Annotated in this window: 16 protein-coding genes; 8 read left to right on the top strand and 8 right to left on the bottom strand. The window is 37.7% G+C overall.

The genetic code is table 11. From position 1 onward, the window contains the following. The first annotated feature begins 78 nt into the window (after window positions 1-78). The 3 genes from purH to IPM48_07065 are packed head-to-tail and all read left to right on the top strand — an operon-like array spanning window position 79 to window position 3,627. Entirely contained in the window at window positions 79-1,569 is a 1,491-nt protein-coding gene (gene purH, locus IPM48_07075; GenBank protein ID MBK9271343.1) for a bifunctional phosphoribosylaminoimidazolecarboxamide formyltransferase/IMP cyclohydrolase, read from the top strand. A 13-nt stretch (window positions 1,570-1,582) separates the two neighbouring features. Next, a complete protein-coding gene (locus IPM48_07070; protein MBK9271342.1) occupies window positions 1,583-2,305 on the top strand; it encodes a type III pantothenate kinase in 723 nt (240 codons plus the stop codon). Beyond that, window positions 2,302-3,627 (top strand): hypothetical protein, encoded by a 1,326-nt coding sequence (locus IPM48_07065; GenBank protein MBK9271341.1) that lies wholly within the window; start codon window positions 2,302-2,304, stop codon window positions 3,625-3,627. The genes IPM48_07070 and IPM48_07065 overlap by 4 nt, the downstream gene beginning before the upstream one ends. Before the next feature lie 26 nt (window positions 3,628-3,653). Here IPM48_07065 and IPM48_07060 read toward each other — a convergent pair whose 3' ends face one another. The 3 genes from IPM48_07060 to IPM48_07050 form a co-directional block, all read right to left on the bottom strand. Continuing rightward, complete coding sequence (locus IPM48_07060; GenBank protein ID MBK9271340.1) at window positions 3,654-4,013, bottom strand: hypothetical protein; 360 nt, start codon at window positions 4,011-4,013, stop codon at window positions 3,654-3,656. Between the two features lie 83 nt (window positions 4,014-4,096). Beyond that, entirely contained in the window at window positions 4,097-5,134 is a 1,038-nt protein-coding gene (locus IPM48_07055) for a hypothetical protein (protein ID MBK9271339.1), read from the bottom strand. A gap of 591 nt (window positions 5,135-5,725) precedes the next feature. After that, complete coding sequence (locus IPM48_07050) at window positions 5,726-8,428, bottom strand: hypothetical protein (GenBank protein ID MBK9271338.1); 2,703 nt, start codon at window positions 8,426-8,428, stop codon at window positions 5,726-5,728. A 493-nt stretch (window positions 8,429-8,921) separates the two neighbouring features. Between IPM48_07050 and IPM48_07045 the strand changes: the two genes are divergently transcribed. After that, window positions 8,922-9,221, top strand: coding sequence for a transposase (locus IPM48_07045; protein ID MBK9271337.1), 300 nt, complete (start codon window positions 8,922-8,924; stop codon window positions 9,219-9,221). Continuing rightward, the gene (locus IPM48_07040) at window positions 9,218-10,108 is read left to right on the top strand and encodes an IS3 family transposase (GenBank protein MBK9271336.1); all 891 of its coding nucleotides are present in this window, start codon (window positions 9,218-9,220) and stop codon (window positions 10,106-10,108) included. Before IPM48_07045 ends, IPM48_07040 begins: the two co-directional genes overlap by 4 nt. A gap of 261 nt (window positions 10,109-10,369) precedes the next feature. On the opposite strand, the gene IPM48_07035 is transcribed toward IPM48_07040, so the two are convergent. The 5 genes from IPM48_07035 to IPM48_07015 form a co-directional block, all read right to left on the bottom strand. Then, complete coding sequence (locus IPM48_07035; GenBank protein MBK9271335.1) at window positions 10,370-10,825, bottom strand: hypothetical protein; 456 nt, start codon at window positions 10,823-10,825, stop codon at window positions 10,370-10,372. Between the two features lie 63 nt (window positions 10,826-10,888). Continuing rightward, window positions 10,889-11,722 (bottom strand): hypothetical protein, encoded by an 834-nt coding sequence (locus IPM48_07030; protein ID MBK9271334.1) that lies wholly within the window; start codon window positions 11,720-11,722, stop codon window positions 10,889-10,891. Window positions 11,723-12,128: 406 nt separating this feature from the next. Next, a complete protein-coding gene (locus IPM48_07025) occupies window positions 12,129-12,848 on the bottom strand; it encodes a hypothetical protein (GenBank protein MBK9271333.1) in 720 nt (239 codons plus the stop codon). Continuing rightward, window positions 12,845-13,429 carry a sigma-70 family RNA polymerase sigma factor gene (locus tag IPM48_07020; protein MBK9271332.1) on the bottom strand — a complete coding sequence of 195 codons (585 nt, stop codon included), beginning with the start codon at window positions 13,427-13,429 and terminating at the stop codon, window positions 12,845-12,847. Before IPM48_07020 ends, IPM48_07025 begins: the two co-directional genes overlap by 4 nt. A 30-nt stretch (window positions 13,430-13,459) precedes the next feature. After that, entirely contained in the window at window positions 13,460-13,702 is a 243-nt protein-coding gene (locus tag IPM48_07015) for a hypothetical protein (GenBank protein MBK9271331.1), read from the bottom strand. Window position 13,703: 1 nt separating this feature from the next. On the opposite strand from IPM48_07015, the gene IPM48_07010 reads away from it, so the two are divergent. The 3 genes from IPM48_07010 (at window position 13,704) to IPM48_07000 (ending at window position 18,143) form a co-directional block, all read left to right on the top strand. Beyond that, a complete protein-coding gene (locus IPM48_07010; GenBank protein MBK9271330.1) occupies window positions 13,704-16,247 on the top strand; it encodes a CHAT domain-containing protein in 2,544 nt (847 codons plus the stop codon). An 11-nt stretch (window positions 16,248-16,258) separates the two neighbouring features. Beyond that, window positions 16,259-17,611, top strand: a complete 1,353-nt coding sequence (locus IPM48_07005) for a hypothetical protein (protein ID MBK9271329.1) — start codon at window positions 16,259-16,261, stop codon at window positions 17,609-17,611. A gap of 163 nt (window positions 17,612-17,774) precedes the next feature. Continuing rightward, entirely contained in the window at window positions 17,775-18,143 is a 369-nt protein-coding gene (locus IPM48_07000; protein ID MBK9271328.1) for a LytTR family transcriptional regulator, read from the top strand. The last annotated feature ends 63 nt before the right edge of the window (window positions 18,144-18,206 follow it).

Below are 18,206 nucleotides of genomic sequence, written 5' to 3'. Positions count from 1 at the left end.
TGTTAAGGCTCTTTTCAAGACTTGTCGGGTTAGCTTCTTCTAATAATTGTATTAATTTTGCCCATCCAAATCCCCCCCATGGACTCTATACGAATAAACTCAGCCCTTATATCTGTCTTTAACAAAGATGGTCTAGAACCCCTTATTCGCTTATTGCACGACATTGGTGTGGTTATATATTCCACCGGAGGTACTCAGGAATTCATCGAGTCTTTAGGACTACCTGTTGTCAGTGTAGAAACCATCACCGGATATCCTTCCATCTTGGGTGGAAGGGTCAAAACACTGCATCCAAAGGTGTTTGGCGGAATACTTGCCATCAGAAACCAGGATCACCTCAGCCAATTGGCTCACTTCGAAATTCCTTCCATCGATTTGGTGGTGGTGGATTTATATCCATTTGAAGAAACCCTTGCCGCCAGCAATGATGAGGATGAAATCATTGAGAAGATCGACATTGGTGGCATCTCACTGATCAGGGCAGCCGCCAAAAATTTCAAAGATGTGGTCGTCATTCCCTCCAGAGAATCCTACCCTGAACTGAAAGAGATCTTGCAAAATAACGGGATCACACAACTATCCACCCGGAAGAAATTGGCAAAACAGGCATTTGTTGTTAGTTCCCATTACGATGGCTTAATCAGGGATTATTTTGCAAACCAACTGGGGGCTAAAAAATCCCTTCGGTATGGCGAAAATCCCCACCAGAAAGCCTGGTTTGAAGGCGATTTGGGATTGGAATTCCTACATGGAAAAGAGTTGTCCTACAACAACCTCCTGGATGTGGATGCTGCCATGGAGCTGATGAATGATTTTAAAAACGATGGTCCTTGTATCGCCGTTTTAAAACACAACAACGTTTGTGGGATTGCTGTGAGGAATCAACTCATTCAAGCTTGGCATGATGCCCTGGCCGGAGATCCTGTTTCTGCATTTGGTGGTATTATTGTCTCAAATCAAACCATTGACTACAATACGGCCATCGAAATTGATAAATTATTTTATGAAGTCTTGATTGCTCCGGACTTTGATCCAGAGGCTTTCCCTTTATTGAGTTCAAAAAAATCCAGAATTTTATTGAAAATTAAACACTGGCCATCCGGCCAATTGCAATTGCGCACAGTATTGAATGGAACCCTGACCCAGGATAAAGATCATAGCAGTCTGAAATCAGAGGATCTTAAATCGGTTACTCAACTTTCGCCCTCCCCATCTCAAGTCAGCGATTTACTCTTTGCGGCACGTTGTACCAAACACTTAAAATCAAACGCAATAGCCATTGTGAAGGATCAGCAATTGATCGGTATGGGTTGTGGACAGACATCCAGAATTGATGCCTGCAGACAAGCCATCCAAAAAGCAAATGCGATGGGATTCGCCACCACTGGAAGTGTGATGTCATCCGAAGCATTCTTCCCTTTTCCCGACAGTGTAGAGTTGGCTGCTGAAGCAGGTATTTCTGCCATTGTCCAGCCAGGAGGCTCAGTCAATGATCAAAAAGTAATTGCCAGGGCTGATGAATTAAAAATGTGCATGGTTTTTTCTGGTATCCGTCAATTTAAACACTAATTTAAAATAGATTTTGAATCTTACCATTGACATCGGGAATACCAAAATAAAATTTGCGAGATTCAAAGGCAACGAACTGATCGATTTTGAATCTTTCTTCCATGAGGAAGCTGCATCGATCAAACAATGGATTTTACAGCGTTCATTTGATCAGAGCATTCTCTCTACCGTACAAAACCCAAATCATGCCATGGTGGAATGGATCATTACACAGACCAAACCAATCCGCTTTAATGCTTTTTCAAAATTACCTATAGAGTTGGATTATTTAAGCCTAGAAACACTGGGCCAAGATAGAATTGCAGCTCTTTGTGGTGGAAAATCAATTTTTCCGGATCGGCATTTATTGATTGTCAATGCAGGTACTTGCATCACCTATGATCTGCTAGACCATCAAGCTGTCTTTCGGGGGGGGAACATAGCTCCAGGGATGCATATGCGCTGGAAGGCCATGCATCATTTCACTGGTAGATTGCCTTTGATTCAGACTTTTAATACCATTGAGAATCAACTATTGGGTCGATCCACCGAGGAGGCACTCATTTTTGGTGTATTGCAGGGAATGGGGGCTGAAGTGGATCGGTATTATACTGAACTCGCTGTAAAATACGGGGCTTTAATACCCGTTATTACCGGTGGCGATGCAGCCATTCTCAAAACTTTTATCAAATTTGCAGCCGTTTATGAGCCTTTGCTGGTGATGAGAGGCTTAAACTCAATATTGGATTATCTATGAAAAGAAATACTTTGATGGCCTTGTGTTTTCTGGCAAATGGCTTAATACATGCTCAAAATTATGAGTTTTCACCCTTGTCAAGGTTTGGATTGGGTGACCTTCAAAGATCCAGATCCCCTTTCTCCCAGCACACAGGAGGCAGCGGAGCAGCTTATCACCATTCGGATGAATTCAACTTTGCAAATCCCGCTTCACTCGGCTTCTTGAAAATTACCGATGCAGAATTGGGTTTTTATTCAAAATACAGTTCACTAGAGGACAATACTGGTCAAAAACTCAAAGATTGGTCTGGAAACCTGAATTACATTCATCTTGCTGTTCCATTGTTTAATTCCATCAATCAACTTTTAGAGCGAAAAGAAGAAAAATATCCAATTGGTGTCAGTATTGGAATCCAACCCTATTCTTTCACTGGTTATAAATATGTGATTTCAGACAGCACGATCGTTTCTGGCAGAACCACAAGGGAACAGGAAGGTCGGGGCGGATTGTCCCGATTTTCTCTCGGGGCTGCCTACCGCCACAAGCAATGGTCTTTGGGCCTTTCTGCAGGTTATATCTTTGGCAATATTGAGTATTTTCAATCCCTGCGCTTAAGGGATTTACCAGGAGCTGCGGCTAACTATTCTGAACAAAAAATCCATGCCAATGGATTTGATTTAACGCTTGGCACCATCTATGCAATGACGGTCAATCGCACAAAAATGAAATCTGATAAGACATTAAAACCAAAGGTTCTAAGCGTCGGTGCTCATATTACCCTTCCTTCCAACTTGACTTTCACAAGTGATTTGTTGCAATACACCAGACTTAACCTGGTGAATGTCACCGATACCATTCTCTATACAAAGGATTTGAGAAGCGATTCCCAAGTACCCCTAAAATTCACAGCAGGATTGTTTTACAATGAGCAGGACAAGAGATCTTATCTGCTGGATTTCAATTATGAGTTTTGGGGAAATGCCAAATTGTATGATGGGGCCAAAGGAAGTCTTTCCAATTTGTTGGGAATACATGTTGGCGGAAGTTGGAGACCGGCAAGAACAGGATATGCCAGATTGCCCAACCGTAGTCAGTACCGATATGGCTTATTTTATGAGACAGGTTACTTGCAGGAGGGTGGAAATAATCTCACCAATTATGGGTTTACATTGGGAGTAGGAATGCCTTTTAGTTTTCAAAGACAACTAGCGGTCATCAATATTGGGGTGGAAGCTGGAATTACTGAATTGACGGAAAAAGTAAAAACTCAATACATCCGTTTCAATGCCGGTGTACGATTAAATGACAATGAGTGGTTTCTAAAAAGAAGATACAATTAATAAAACTTTGGCAGCTGTATTGGATATCAATTGCACCTAAAAATTTCAATCTGAAATCTGTTCTGGATTTTTCTCACCAAATAATGGTGGCAAGGCTGGTTTTGAACGCCAACATATCCAATAATTACCTTTGCTGCGGTTGTGGCATCGTCCACCCACTCCTCTGTCAGTGCCTGGGCAAGTTTTAAAGAGCCGGTTTGGAGAGAGGTCAATTCCCAGTCCCCATTGGGCAAATGTTTGATTTGACCCAATTTTTCATCCCCACTGATCAGGATCGTACTTAGATTGCCTATCGATTGGCTTGAATAGAGGTCTGAATAAATCAGTTGAGCCTTGCAAAACACAGATAAACAACTAAATAATAAGACAATGGTTCCTTTTTTCATGGCTGATCATTTGTTATGACAAAAGTAAGACTTTGAAAGCAAAGTGCAAAAAATTTCGAAAAAAGAAAATTACCCTGAAAATGCTATGAATAGGATTTGTATTTCATCAAAGCCTGGATTTCTTCCTCCGCTTTTTCAAAGTGAATCCTGTAAATCTGAAGGACCTCCTGTCGCTCCCGCTCCCCCTCACCGCTGATTAGATTGCAATGCTTCAAAGTTTGGTTAAGCCAATTTCTGGCATGGTCAATCATCCTTTTGTCATGGGTTCTGATAATATTGGGATAATCAACTGAAAGAAAAAGTAAATTTACCAGACTGGAGTTGACCAAAATGGTTTCACTGCTTGAAATCAAATCATTGTTGTAGATTCTGATAGAAGGACTTTTCGACGGATCGGCCTGATTCGGTTTGGTGGCTGATTCTGCCATGTTTTCAAGATGCTTCCAGAGTTTGAACAACTCATCCAACAAAGCGGTGATGTCGTTCTTGGATCTGAAAGATCTGAGGTGAACAAAATATTTGATTTGGTCCAAGATAAGATCAAACATGCGATTGTTCCAAATCTCGATACCCGGAAAGGTATAGTAAATCGACTTGCAGTTTAATATGGCATCGCTTAATCCCTGGTCTCTTCGAAAGGGCTCAGGATCGTATTTGAGTCCTTTTGTGCCAAAGTCCTTTTGCCAGACTGTATAATTCCATACGAACAACTTGAAATAAATTAGCTCGGGAAAGCACATAAAATGAAAAATGGGGACCTCATTTGCCAAAAACATGTACTTAAGATCCTTAAGTTCTTTCAAAAACTGTAAGTGGTTGGCCAGATTTTGAAAATATTCTGCTGGATGTTCCGGCGTTCTTCTGATTGCATCGCTCATAAATGGTATCGGGGATAATTTGCTTGCCATTGCCTGGTCCAAAGAAAATTGCACCTTGGAGGTAAGATCCATTAAATCCGAGACGGTCAATTTATTTTGAGCATTGATTTTTTTATATGCCGCAGTGATTGAAATGTCCAAAGCTTCAGAAAGCCATTTGGCAAAATTGTGATCGCCTACCTGAGACTTTATATTGCCCAGCAGCCTGAGCTGAAATTGTTCCCAACTTATATTTTCTTTCATGGCATGATTGAATAAAAATAAATCTGCAGTTTAATTATTCACACAAAATTAAACTTTTAGTTGAATAAAAATCAATTTATTGCAATAATTGCCCTGTAAAATTAAATTTTGTGTACCAATTAAACCCAATTCGCTGCCTTCCCACCCCATCTTTGTAATACCGACGCTAAAGAGCACGGCGGCTTAAAAAAAACAGCCGAATTGAGTTTAGAATCCAGATTGCTTGTTTGATTTTTGAACACACTACTTTGAGAACAGATTTTAGTAAGGCCTTGAGAGCACCCTAATCAATCTTGAAAGCCCGCTAATATTTTCGAAAAGTACTTGGTAGTAGTCACTGAAATGAACACGCTACACCATGAGAACAGGTTTGGTAACATTTTGAGGGCACCTTAAATGAATCGCATGTATGAGAGCTGGTTTGGTAACACGCTGAGAACCCCTCTTAATGATCACACGCTTGGATAGCAGTTTTGATTTTGACTTGTTGTCAAAATCGAAACTGCTTTTTATGTGTAGAAGAACCAATAATATAGATCCATCAAATCTTATATTTCCTTATAATAATTACCTTGTTTTTGTTTTCTGGTACTATAATTTTATAAACCTACTCCTCTTGAAATGCCCATCCAATGGCATCTCAACCACATAGACTCCGGAAGGCAGCTCACTTACAATAATTGAACATACTCCACGATGACATTCTGGAAACATACGGAATTTTATGCCGCTGCTCAGGTGTATGAAATAAGTGGGTCCTGGAATCTGATCATGATGGATGAATATTGAAACTCTTTGATCTGCAGGATTTGGAACAAGATTCAATTTCATTGTGATCCTATCTTGTTTTTTAACCACCACATGGGTCAAACAATCATTCCATCTATGATCATTTGGCAACAAACATTGCCCGCAAGAATCAATACGATGCAAGCCGTAAGCTTTCCCTTTGCAATCAATTACATCGACAAAGCGATCAGGATGTACCATACTGCCAATCACCTCTATCTCGCCAAGGGTCGCCGCGTTCCAATGATAAATACCGCCTTTTACTTCATTGAATGTAATTTTCAGGGATTGAATTTTTAAATTTTCATTCATCGCAAAACCAGTGCCCCCTCCTGAAATTGGATTGACAGTGGGTATGGTCTTAACCAACTTGTTGTAGGCAGAATCTTCAAACAATTCTATGGTACAATTTAGCACTTGGGCTCTGCTGGTATCTGGAATATTATGCAGTACAATCTCTTTAACATAGAATGGCATTAGCCAATGCATTTTGACCCATTGGCCTTGTGGTTGCACACCTTCGGGTGTAAACCAATGGTGTCTGGCATGTTTATTTTTCTTATCAATCAGAAATCCCGGAGCATTCATCGAAGAGGAAGCCATGACCTTTGCTCCCGGGGCAACATTGTGAAAAAACAAATCCTCCGGATTGTCGGGCACAGGGATCAGACTATGACCGGCATGGCAGCCCACGCAACTCACCCTCTGACCAGGCTTTCCAAAATTAAAACCTGTAACATGGGCTGCGCCATCCATTATTCCACCTCCAGTTCTGCTTACTTTGTACCCCAATGACTGAGAAGTTCTCCCTTGTTCAAACAGAGCGACATTGGCAGGTGCATCCACTTCCAAAACACGGCCAAAATCATCCACCGCAATTTCATTGTATAGGATTGGAAAATTGAGCATTTCCAAACTGCCAAATTGTTCTTTTGTCAATGGAGAAGCAAAAAAACGAACCGTTGAAAGGCCTCCGATTGCCGGTGCAGCAATGATGCCATCGTCCACCGGAGAATTGTAAAAAATATTTCTACAATCAAATTCAAAACTGCCATCTTTTCTCAGATCATTTATATCCTTTGGTGGAAGAATCGATGCCTGATCTTTGATCTGATCCGGAATTACTGGAGGCAAAGGCCTTGCTTCAACCCATTGGGCGTGTAGTTCCGTGGTGCCCTGGTGGTCATAAATCAAAGTTTTGGAGGTACCATCGGAATTCATTTTGTAAATTCCGTAGTCTTGTCCCGGATCTTTCGACAGCGAAAAAAGAATGCTTCCGTCTGATCCAACAGAGGGTTCAGCCGCATAATAGCCTTTAAAAATACCATACGATGGAGGATCCTTGATATAGTAATCCAAATTTCCATAAGTAGTCGTTCCGGCCAGAGAAACTGGGCTTATTCCTGAACCTCTGAAATATTTTCGGATACCACCAAAACCTGAAGATTCAGTCTGGTGCTCAATGGGAAACCAATTGCCAATAAAATTGCCATCCTGATCAAAACTGCCTCCATACACACTGTTAGAAGAAATTTCGCGATAGTGCCCTGAAAATAATTTTAATCCGGTACCATCTGGATTCAATTCAGTCAATGCAAAAGCGTTGTTGTTAAACATGAACATTTGTCCATCAATCACAGCATTCAAATCGCTGGTCATGCCATCTTTATACAACCAACCTTCTTTATATTCAGGATGTGCTTGCTGATGGATAGAATCATAAGGCCAATAAAAATTTCTCCACCAACGGGAATAGACTATTTTACCAGTTAAAGGATCAATCTCTGGCTTGTCAGCTCCATTTTTCTCAGTGGTAATTCTGTGTAAGTATTTTCCATCTTCATCTACCACATAAAGATTGGTCGTTCTGGTCAGATTATACATGGCAATGTCTCTAAACCTTGTACTGCTGAAACATATTCGACCATCCGGCAGCCAAACAGGATGGGTGTCATCTACTCCAGTTAAAACACCAGTAGCCAAGGGGTTAAACTGACTTAAATCCAATGGGATTTCGTCAAAAGTAATCTGTCGCAATCCTGATCCATCCATATTGATCACATAGATCCTCCAGGCATTTTTGGTAGAAAGACTTCCTTCCCTGTAGTTGCCGTTTTCCAATCCTGCAAAAACTACTTTTTTAGCATCGTAAGAAATTTTTGGAGAACTGATATCAATTAAGTGCAAACTATGGTCCGTTGGATTTCCACCATTGACCAAGGTGTCAATATCTCCATTGGGTTGCAGAATACACAAAAATCCGGGTGCCGCGAGTTGGTATTTAGAAAAATTTCCAATACCGGGTAATGCTTTTGCGTCTTTCATATAGACGGAACCACAACAAGGTATTTGGCGGGATACAAACAAAATGGGTTTATCGATAGGGCCGGGCCAATAGAAAGCCAGTTGAGAAAAGAAAATCGAGGCCAAAACTACTTTCAACAGTCTTTGGCTTTTTTGATATTTTAAAACAATGGTCGATTTTAGAGTCCGTACAAAATTCATACAAAGGGCAATTTAACTTCCAAAGGTAATCAGCTCAATTCTCTCTTTGAAATAATTTTGGAATAAATTATGGTTATAAAGAACATGGTAAAAACGAAAAGAATCTAATCTGATTATTTATATGCTATTTAGTTTATTGAGTTTCAAATTATTTTCCATATAATCTACAACTTAATGCCTAAATAGAGATTTTTTTTATTTACCAATAAACCCAAATATTCTGAACAAATCACTGAATATATTTATCAATTTTTAGACGTATCCCATATTTTATCCCAATATGGTAAAATAAATATTCCGATAAATTGGAAAATAGTTTAGCGGCATTAAGCATTGTAAAATTCTAAAATGGCTCTGGACTATTCTATAATTACACTTAGTATTATTATAGATTTCATCCTTAAAAAAAAATACTAAAATAAATGAAGTCATCAATATTAATTGGTGAAGTGGTCCAAGAAAATGGTACACAAATCTAACTTAAATTTGTGTTATGGATCAATCAAAGACAAACAATCGGAGGAGGAGGTACGATACCGAGTTTAAGCTTAATGCCATTCATTTGCTCGAATCCGGGAGGAACGCTAGCGAATTAGCTGATTCTCTTGGCGTTAGTAAGCAAATGCTTTACAATTGGCGTAGTCAAATCAGGATTACCAGGAATGCTTCCGTCCAGCCAGGAACAAATAATCCTTATACTGAACTTGAACAGCTCCGTAAGAAATTAAGGGATGTTGAAATGGAAAGGGATATTTTAAAAAAAGCCTTGAACATTTTCAGCCGGCAGACATGAAACCAAAAGCTGAATTTATCCAGAGTCTAAGCGGTGTGTATCCTACTAACAAGCTTTGCAAGATGATGAATATTCCAAGGAATACTTTGTATCATTTTATCCACAGGAGGGATTCTCCCACTAAACATTTGGGATTAAGAGACCGAATAAAATCCGTATTTGACTCTCATATGAATAGGTATGGAAGTCGTAGAATTAAAATGGAATTAGCCGTAAAATATTCAAAAAATGTTAGCCGCCATTTGATTCGCAAATGTATGAAGGAACAAAATTTGAAAGCAATCCAGCCAAAGAGTTTTGTTCCAAAAACAACTGATTCCACCGGGACCAAATTTCCTGCACCCAATTTACTTCTTGATTTTGGAAAGGCGCAAAAACCAAATGAAGTATGGGTTGGTGACATTACCTACATTCCTTTAAAGAATGGCCAATGGGCCTATCTTTCAACTTGGATTGATACTTATTTGCATAAAGTAGTGGGCTGGGATGTTCAGACTCATATGAGAAGCGAACTGGTTATTTCAGCCTTCAATAAAGCAAAACTGAAATGCATCCAAAATAAATTAAGTGTGATTGTCCATTCTGACCGAGGAACGCAGTACTCTAGTAAAGATTTCAAAAATGCCATTAAAGGAAATAGACAAAGTATGACTCGCAAAAACGAAGTTTATGACAACGCAATTGCCGAATCATTTTTCTCAAGGCTCAAATGCGAATGCATTAGAGGTACTGTATTTGATGATTTGGATCAATTAAGATTCACTCTGTTTGAATACATAGATGGCTATTACAACACAATCAGAAGGCATTCATCCATTCAATACTATACACCCTTAGAATTTGAAAATATTTATTATTCGAAAAATCAATTCACTCATTGCAACTAATATGGAAACAAAACATGACTTTGCATTTTTACCCTTAGACGAGGACCAAGCTTATTGCGGACAAAATGTCAAGAGTTCCGCCGACCTCTTTATTCTGTATTCTTCCGGCGGAACTCGACTTGCTCTTGACATTTTGGGAGCAATGCTTATCTTTGTCGCAGGGGTAAAATGTGTACTAATTTTATTTTTTAACTAAATTAGATCAGTGTCCCATTTATTGGTACCATGTCATGGCTTCATATCTTTGTGGTATTAATTATTTCACTCAGGAAATAATTCACTAATTTCTGTAACTTGATTGAGCAAGTTTTCCATTTCAATGAATTCATCAATGGACTCGCATATGCTGCATCCTTTTCGCCATGCCTGAAACCAATTTTTAGGAATGGATTTATCAGTGATTTTGATCACATAGGGGCTAATTTTGTAATCAGGATTTTCCTGGGACAAATTTCCCGAATGGGGAGACTGCGAACTGAATACCAGGAAGTACTCGCGTTTATTTATTTTAAATAAAAGTGGCGATGATTCGGTGACTATTCCTCCTATGGTTTTATCCCACAGTATGTTCCAATCTCTGTCCAGGCGAATGATCCAAATATCTCTACCCCCATATCCGCCTTCAGATTTGTCTCCAAATTTACCGGAACTGCTCGAAGCAGTAATTATATAGCCTCCATCGCAAGTTTTAATCAGATTGGATGCTGCATCAGACATATCAGTTTTAAAGATCTTTGATTTAATCGTTTGTCCATTTGTGTCTATTCTGGAAAGGGTGATCTATAAATTTTTGGAATTGGACTCGTATTTGTCGTAGGTCAGCACCATTGAACTTTTATTTTCCTCCAGGATGCCATTGCTGGGATTATTTTCAAACTCATTTCCAAGTGCGATTTGGTTTGTGATATTCCAGCTTGTGTCCATGGTAAAAGCCCAGACATCGCCCATTCCTTTTTGGGCCACTCGTTTCTCACCTGAGATAACTGAGATCGAGTTTCCAACCATTTTGAATTTGTTATTTTTTAGAGGTAACATGAACCTTAGCCTATCGTCGTGATTTCCGCCGATGGTTTTATCAGATATTTTGTTACCATCCAAATCCAATGTCAAAAACCAATAATCAAATCTTCCTCTGCTATTTTCTGACTTGTCTCCGCTTTTGTTTGAATCTGAACTGCCTCCAATCAATATTTTTCCATCCAGAGATAATATTTTTTCACCTGAGTCAATACCGGATCCTCCATAGGTTTTTTTCCATCTAACCTCACCTTTCTTTGTCAAATACACCACACCATAATCAGCGAGCTTTGTGGTATTTTCTGTATGAATTGTACCGATGATCGCAATATCACTATTGGGAAGTAATGCCATTCTATTGGCCTGAAATCTTTCCCATTCATATTGTATGCGTCGGATTGTATCAAATTGATCGTTATACCAACTTAAATAAAAGTAAGGGGATAGATGTCTTGATTCTGAAGTTAAAACAATAAATAGATCAGGTTTGACACGAATCACCGACCGCTTCGATTCACTTAAATCGAATAAGAGGCGTTTTTCAAAAGTGATATCCTGGCCAAGTACAATGACATCAGGTACGTAAATCGAAATCATGCTTAAAATAATACGTAAAAGACTTTTTGAAAAATATACATTCAATTTCATAGGATTAGATTATTGCAAAATAAGATTGATCAATAAATAAGTGCATTGGGTGAAGGGTTTTATTTCTACCATCTATGGATATGACAATTTCAAGCAAAGGTAATGCCTGCCTGGAAATTTTAAAAGCTGAGCTTGGAAAAATGAAATTTAGGAGACTGAGGATAATGGCGTCGATAATAGAATCCATTATACAAACCTAAATTATTGGTTTTTGGAAATTATGTGAGGTGATACCTATTAAAGCAAAATCTGATAGCATCAATAGACTGGTGCAAAGATTCATCTCACAGGTTGTATTGGGTGCAACCAGGCTGGCCTAATTTGACGAATATACGATATAATTTCGATGAGTACCCTAAATTTCACCGATCAACTTTCCCAGTCCTTGTTTATTTGAATTTGAAATTAGAGAAGATGCTTGAATAATTTGAAAAAGTTCGTTTGCCTTTGTTTTATCTTTAATTGCTATAGCAACAATACATCGATGGTATATGGCCTCCATTGAAATTTCTAGAACTGAATTATTAGATAGAATACTAAATATGCTATCACTCTTTTTCCAATTTTCCGTCCTTAAATAAGCGTGAGCCAGATACCTTTGGTACTGTAAAAAGTAGATTGAATCCACAGACAATTTTTCGAGCCGAGATATAACGACATTGTAATGCTTGTTTTGATAGTGCTGCATAGCCTCAGACAAATCATCAATCAGTAGGCTATCTGACCTCAATTGCATAGGAGCGGGATCTACCATCAGAGCAAATAGCTCCTGTTTGGATGGCTCAATATTAGGTTGATGTTTTAAGTAAAAAGGAACGCAGATCAATAGAGCGACACTTGCAGCAGCCAACCAATACATCCATTTTGTGTTGGACCTTTGTTTTTGGATTGCATTCAACACATTCCTGGTTTCAATCTCAATTAAATATCTGGATAGTTGCTTGGATTTTTCTATATCTTCTAAAAGTAAACGTAGTTCTTGTTCGGTGCTCAGACGATTTTCAAAGGCAAGTCTATCTTCTTGACTGAGGACATTGTCCAAATAATCCAATGCTAATTGTAAATCTTCTTTCATATTTTGAGAGTTTCTAACAAATGAGGGTGACTCTTAATAAAAGATGAAAGTTCTGCAATGCACAAACACTTCTTTTTTCGAACCATTCCTTCTGACTTATAGCCTAGGAGGAGACTAATCTCCTGCATGCTATATCCATGTGACCAATACATCAGTACTTCTTTACATTTGGTTCCGAGTTTTGTCAATATTGATTCTAACATTTTAATTTTTTCTTCACCAATTAAATCGCTTTCAATATTAGTAGAAGAATTTAAAGTTAGATCATGGTGTTCAATTGACTCAAAATTTTTCCGGATTTTAGATTTTGCTTCTTTGAACCAAACAAACCTTGCCACCCCTAACATATAAGCGGTTAGATCTGACTCTATTTTAAAATCTGATCTGGAGAAAACCGTTTGGACAAATTGGACAATCACCTCGTGGTAAATCAATTTGGCTTCCTCAGATGTTCCACCACCTCTTTTCACGACAGAGGCTACACTTGCCTGAAGAGATTTGTTTTGATAAAGCCAGGTAATGGCTCTTTCCCGATCTGCTACAGAACCCCTAATGTGCCGGTAAATTTGATGTATGTCCAATACAGAATATGTGTTTGGCTGCAACTTATGTTACCCGGAGACAAAGATATGTTTATATAAGAATTTTCCTATAAACAAAATAAAAGCAATATCTTTAAGCGCAAAACCCATTTTTAAAACAAGCAACCCAATGCTGCATTCGAGTGTTTCAACTTGGTTTGTCAGTTGTTTTTCAGTCCTTTGTAAAATACGGTTGGGCGTACTGTCCTTCTTTCTTTGTTTTCTTCTTTCTCCCATTTTACTTGGACAAAATGTAGGACCTTGTTTTGCCAATTTGGATAATCTCTGGGGAAATCGGTGTACCGAAGAATACATTAATGAGTTGAAAAAGACACAAAACCGAATTAACCACTCAGACACCAGTCTTTGGCTTGACCAGTTGGATTCATTAAAATGGTGGTTCATAAGAGCAGAAAAACTGCAACATCCAAAGGACAGGAAGTCACTCAGAATGGCTTATCAGGGCTTAGCGAATAACTATAGAAAAGCCCAAGATTTTTACAGTGCTTTTGAAATATACGAACGCGCTCACTGGCTTTTGGAGGATCCAAAACAATTGGATGATTATGGCTGGTACATAGAAAATCCCCTGCTCACAATTGCTACGCGTCTTGATAATTTTGAGAAAGCTGAATACTATGGCTGGAAAGTTGTCAAGTATTTGATTGAATGTCAGGAAGAAGAAAAATTAAGTCGCGTATATAGTAATTTGGGTAAACTTTACAGGACCAAACTTGACTGGCAACAGTCTGATTCTATTTTTCTGCACGGAATAAAACATTCTCAGAATATTAAATATGGTTATGGAGAATTTATCAACACCTTTGATTTAGCAAAGAATTTATTACTTCAGGATTCTGTGAAGGCTTTCGACATGTTTTTCTATCAAGTCGAAAATTTACTTCCCAAAATAAAACTGGAAAAAAATTATGAACTCTATTTAGTAGAAGTGAATGGTCTAAAGGCAGATTACTATTTAAAGTCAAATCAATATGTAAAAGCATATCAGATTTATCAAGAGTCCATTCAAAATTTACTGAAGGTCTCCAACACCGAAGTTCGTGAAAAGTCCAAACTGTACTGCAAATTAGGTCTGGCTGCTTTATGGGCATTTGGGCCTGATTCAGCTAATCATTTCTACCAATTGGGAATTCAACTTTTATTGCCCTCCACAGAAAATAATCCTGAATTACCCGATATAAAAATACTTTATCGCGAAAACACATTGGTTGAATTATTTGATCTGAAAAGCCAAATCGAGTATGTTCGATTTCAAAAATCAAATGACATTCGCAATTTAAAGAAGGCCATTCAATCTGTAATATTGATAGGATATCTTTCTAAGAGTACCATTGAAGATATATTGGGTGAAGAATCAAAGATACTTTCTCTTCAACAACTCAGACATTATATTGAGAGGACTTTTGATTGGTGTGCTGAATTTCAAAAGATCCAAAATGATACTGAATTATTGGGATATTTGAGAGATCTTCTGGATTATTCCAAGAGTCAGCTAATCCATGATCGGTGGAATACCAATGCACGTTTTGAAGAGCTTTCTGAGAGTGAAAGAATGGAAGTTGATAAAACCATCAGCCAAATACGCCGATGGAAAGAACGAATCAACAATGATGATAAATCGGCTAGTATTACTGGACTGCGTCTTAAACTAGAAAAAATATTAAATCAAAAATTCTATGATATTTTTGATAAGGATACTGCTACAAATTATCTTGAATTTTTTGTTAGCTCCCGATATATATTTAGATACAGTGAGCTGAATGGTTTAAAAAACTTTGTGGTATTGGGAGCAAAAGAACAGATGGATAAATTGTACCACACCATGAACCTCGTTATTTCCCAAAAGGATAATCATAATAAAATGGTATGGAATGAATTATATCAATTTTTCTGGTCAGACATGCCGACAGACGGACCAAAAAAATTGACCATAATCCCAGATGGTACACTACACAATTTACCTTTTGAAGCTTTTGTCGCAAACAATCAGAAATTATTAATAGAACAACATCAGATTTCCTATCGATTTTCCAGAATTTATCCCAAAGGTAAAGGCAAAAGCAGAAGGAAAATTAAATCCAATGAAATCCTGATACTTGCTCCGCAATATCCTGAAAATCCAATCAGCTCTGTAGAAAGAGGATCGATCTATCATCTTAAACATGCTCAGGAAGAATGTGAGGAAATACATAAAGAATTGGATGTCTTCCCAAATGGATCAGAATCAATAACAAAAGATCAATTGATTACAGCCCTAAAAAAATGTAGAATCTTCCATTTTGCTGGACATACAGTGATGAGTTCAGAAAATACCAATCTGGCCTTAGAAATGGATCAACTTTTTTATGAAGACATCGCCATGATGCACCATCATTCGGATCTTAGTGTTCTCAGTGCCTGTGAAACAGGACTTGGAAAATGGATTGCTGGAGACGCCAACCGAAGTATTGCCAAAGCCTTTACTGAATCCGGTACTTCTTCGGTGGTCCATAGCATCTGGACGGTCAATGACCAATCTACGAGTCAAATCATGATAGACTTTTACAGAAATCTCAAGTCCGGACAAACCGTTGGGACGGCTTTAGCCAACGCCAAATTGAATTATCTACAAAACGCGTCCTTTGAATGGCGACACCCGCATTTTTGGGCGGGATTTGTGCTAACGGGTGATTCGGAGTTGGTGCTGAGTTTTGGAGATGATCATGTTTCATGGTTTACATTAGTCATTGGGGTAACATTAATTCTAATCTCGGCATTAATTATAGTAAGATACAAAACAAAAATTAAAATTAATTAAAACGAAAACTTATGAAAACAATTTGTCAATTAAATTTGATTGTACTATTTATACTTCTAACGTTTAATTTAGTATGCCAAACTGATGATAAACAATGGTTGATAAAGAATGGAAAATTTAAAAATCAATATAGTATCTATAGTGATCCCACATTTACCTCCGGAGATAACTCTATTAATTTTACTGGCATTACAACTCCTGTTAACCCCCCAGGTAGAGTTGCACGCAATGATTTTTTCATAATTTATAATAATGGGAATTATTATAATTCAAGGACGTATCCGAACCCATTACTTTTTGGGGGAAATGGCATATCAGCAATGCAGATAAATCCAATCCCGTTTCAAGATATTACATTCATAAAATATTTATATTTGACAAATATTTATGAAGATGATGACAATCCAAACTATGTATCTTTAAGTCCTAATACTCTAACAGGAAGTTTTACTCCAATTTCACCTTTCCCTCCAGCTTCAAACCAAGTAACTACAAATCATAGCCTTGTTAGGGGAAAAGATTATACAATTATTATTCCAAAAGAAATAAAAGAGAAATGTGACGATGAGTTAAAACTAAAAGTGAATGATGACATTTTTACTGGTAGTCCAGTATTTCAAAATGGAAGTTCCTATAGCATTTCGTTTAATTCACCCTCTGTTATATATACTCCAGTAATTGGTATTCCAAATATAACTTTTGAAAATGAATTTATCAATTTAAGAGTAAAATATGACTATCCAAATGACTATAATGGTAGTACAATTAAAAGTGAACTCTTCTGCGGAGATAGAATAGTTCAAGAATTTGAAGACTTATTACTACCCTATCATGATCCTAATTTCATTGAAATTAGATGTATATCCAATCGAGATGGAAAATATGTAATTCAATATTATGTGCAAGTTCAGAATGATGGAGCTTCTTCTGTAGGAAATATCTCATTAAAAATGAAACTACCATATTGTGTCGACCCTTCTACTTTGACGGTTGGGGCTTGGAGATATGGAACATGCGGAGGATGTGGTTTAGACATTGCTGTTGCACCAACTTCCTACTCTTATCTAAAATTGAGCAAAGTAATAGATAATATTAAATTCTCCTTCATTGGTGTTGGTAAAAAATGCAAAAAGGGACTAAATCCATTAAGTAAAGAGGGTTCTATTGCTTCTGTTAGTTTCTGTGTGGCTGTCAAGCCTGAAACAAATTTAAGTTTATTATCAGATACTGATTTACTCCCTCAGTTACCTACATCTTCCTTTAATGGACAAGTGTATAATATTTCGAAATTTAATCCTCAGCGAGCTCGGGATGGTTCTTTAATAATGGGGAATTGTAAATGTGGCTGTTATAATGATTATTAAATTTTAAATGATTTCGAATATTTTATGGATATTTTCAACTTGACAAGGTAACATTCTTTCATTATTTAAACATTCTACAGGTATCAAAAAGATAAATCCACAAGATGATCTATATTAAATAGCAGATCATCCGGTTGGATTTTAGTTTTAAAACCTATACCGAATGTCAAACCGCGATGCAAAGCCATATCAAGCTTTAAAACTCTTACTTAAGGACACCAACGGATTTCAACTTTTCTCTTTTCAAGAAATTATTTTTATAAAGGCTGAAAGGGCTTATTCTAAAATTTACTTACTAGGAGAAGAGCCTTTCCTATGTGCTAGGCCACTTTCTAAAATCCAGGAGTTGATCAACCATGAGGTGTTTTTCCGAAGTCATAATTCATACCTGGTCAACCTGCATATGATCAAGGAATATTCTAAAAAGGAGGGTTCAGTTCTCATTCTCAAATCCGGGCACAAAATTCCACTGGCCCAAAAACGCAAAGAAGAACTAGAGTTCTCACTCTACACTTTGTTCCTTCCAAAATAATTGGCATAGATCAGCACTCTCCAATTTTCTTCAATCAATCATATTAAAATATTTTATGCAAAG

Source organism: Saprospiraceae bacterium, from assembly GCA_016715965.1.
GTDB lineage: Bacteria > Bacteroidota > Bacteroidia > Chitinophagales > Saprospiraceae > Vicinibacter.
This window is presented reverse-complemented; position numbering and strand designations above follow the sequence as displayed.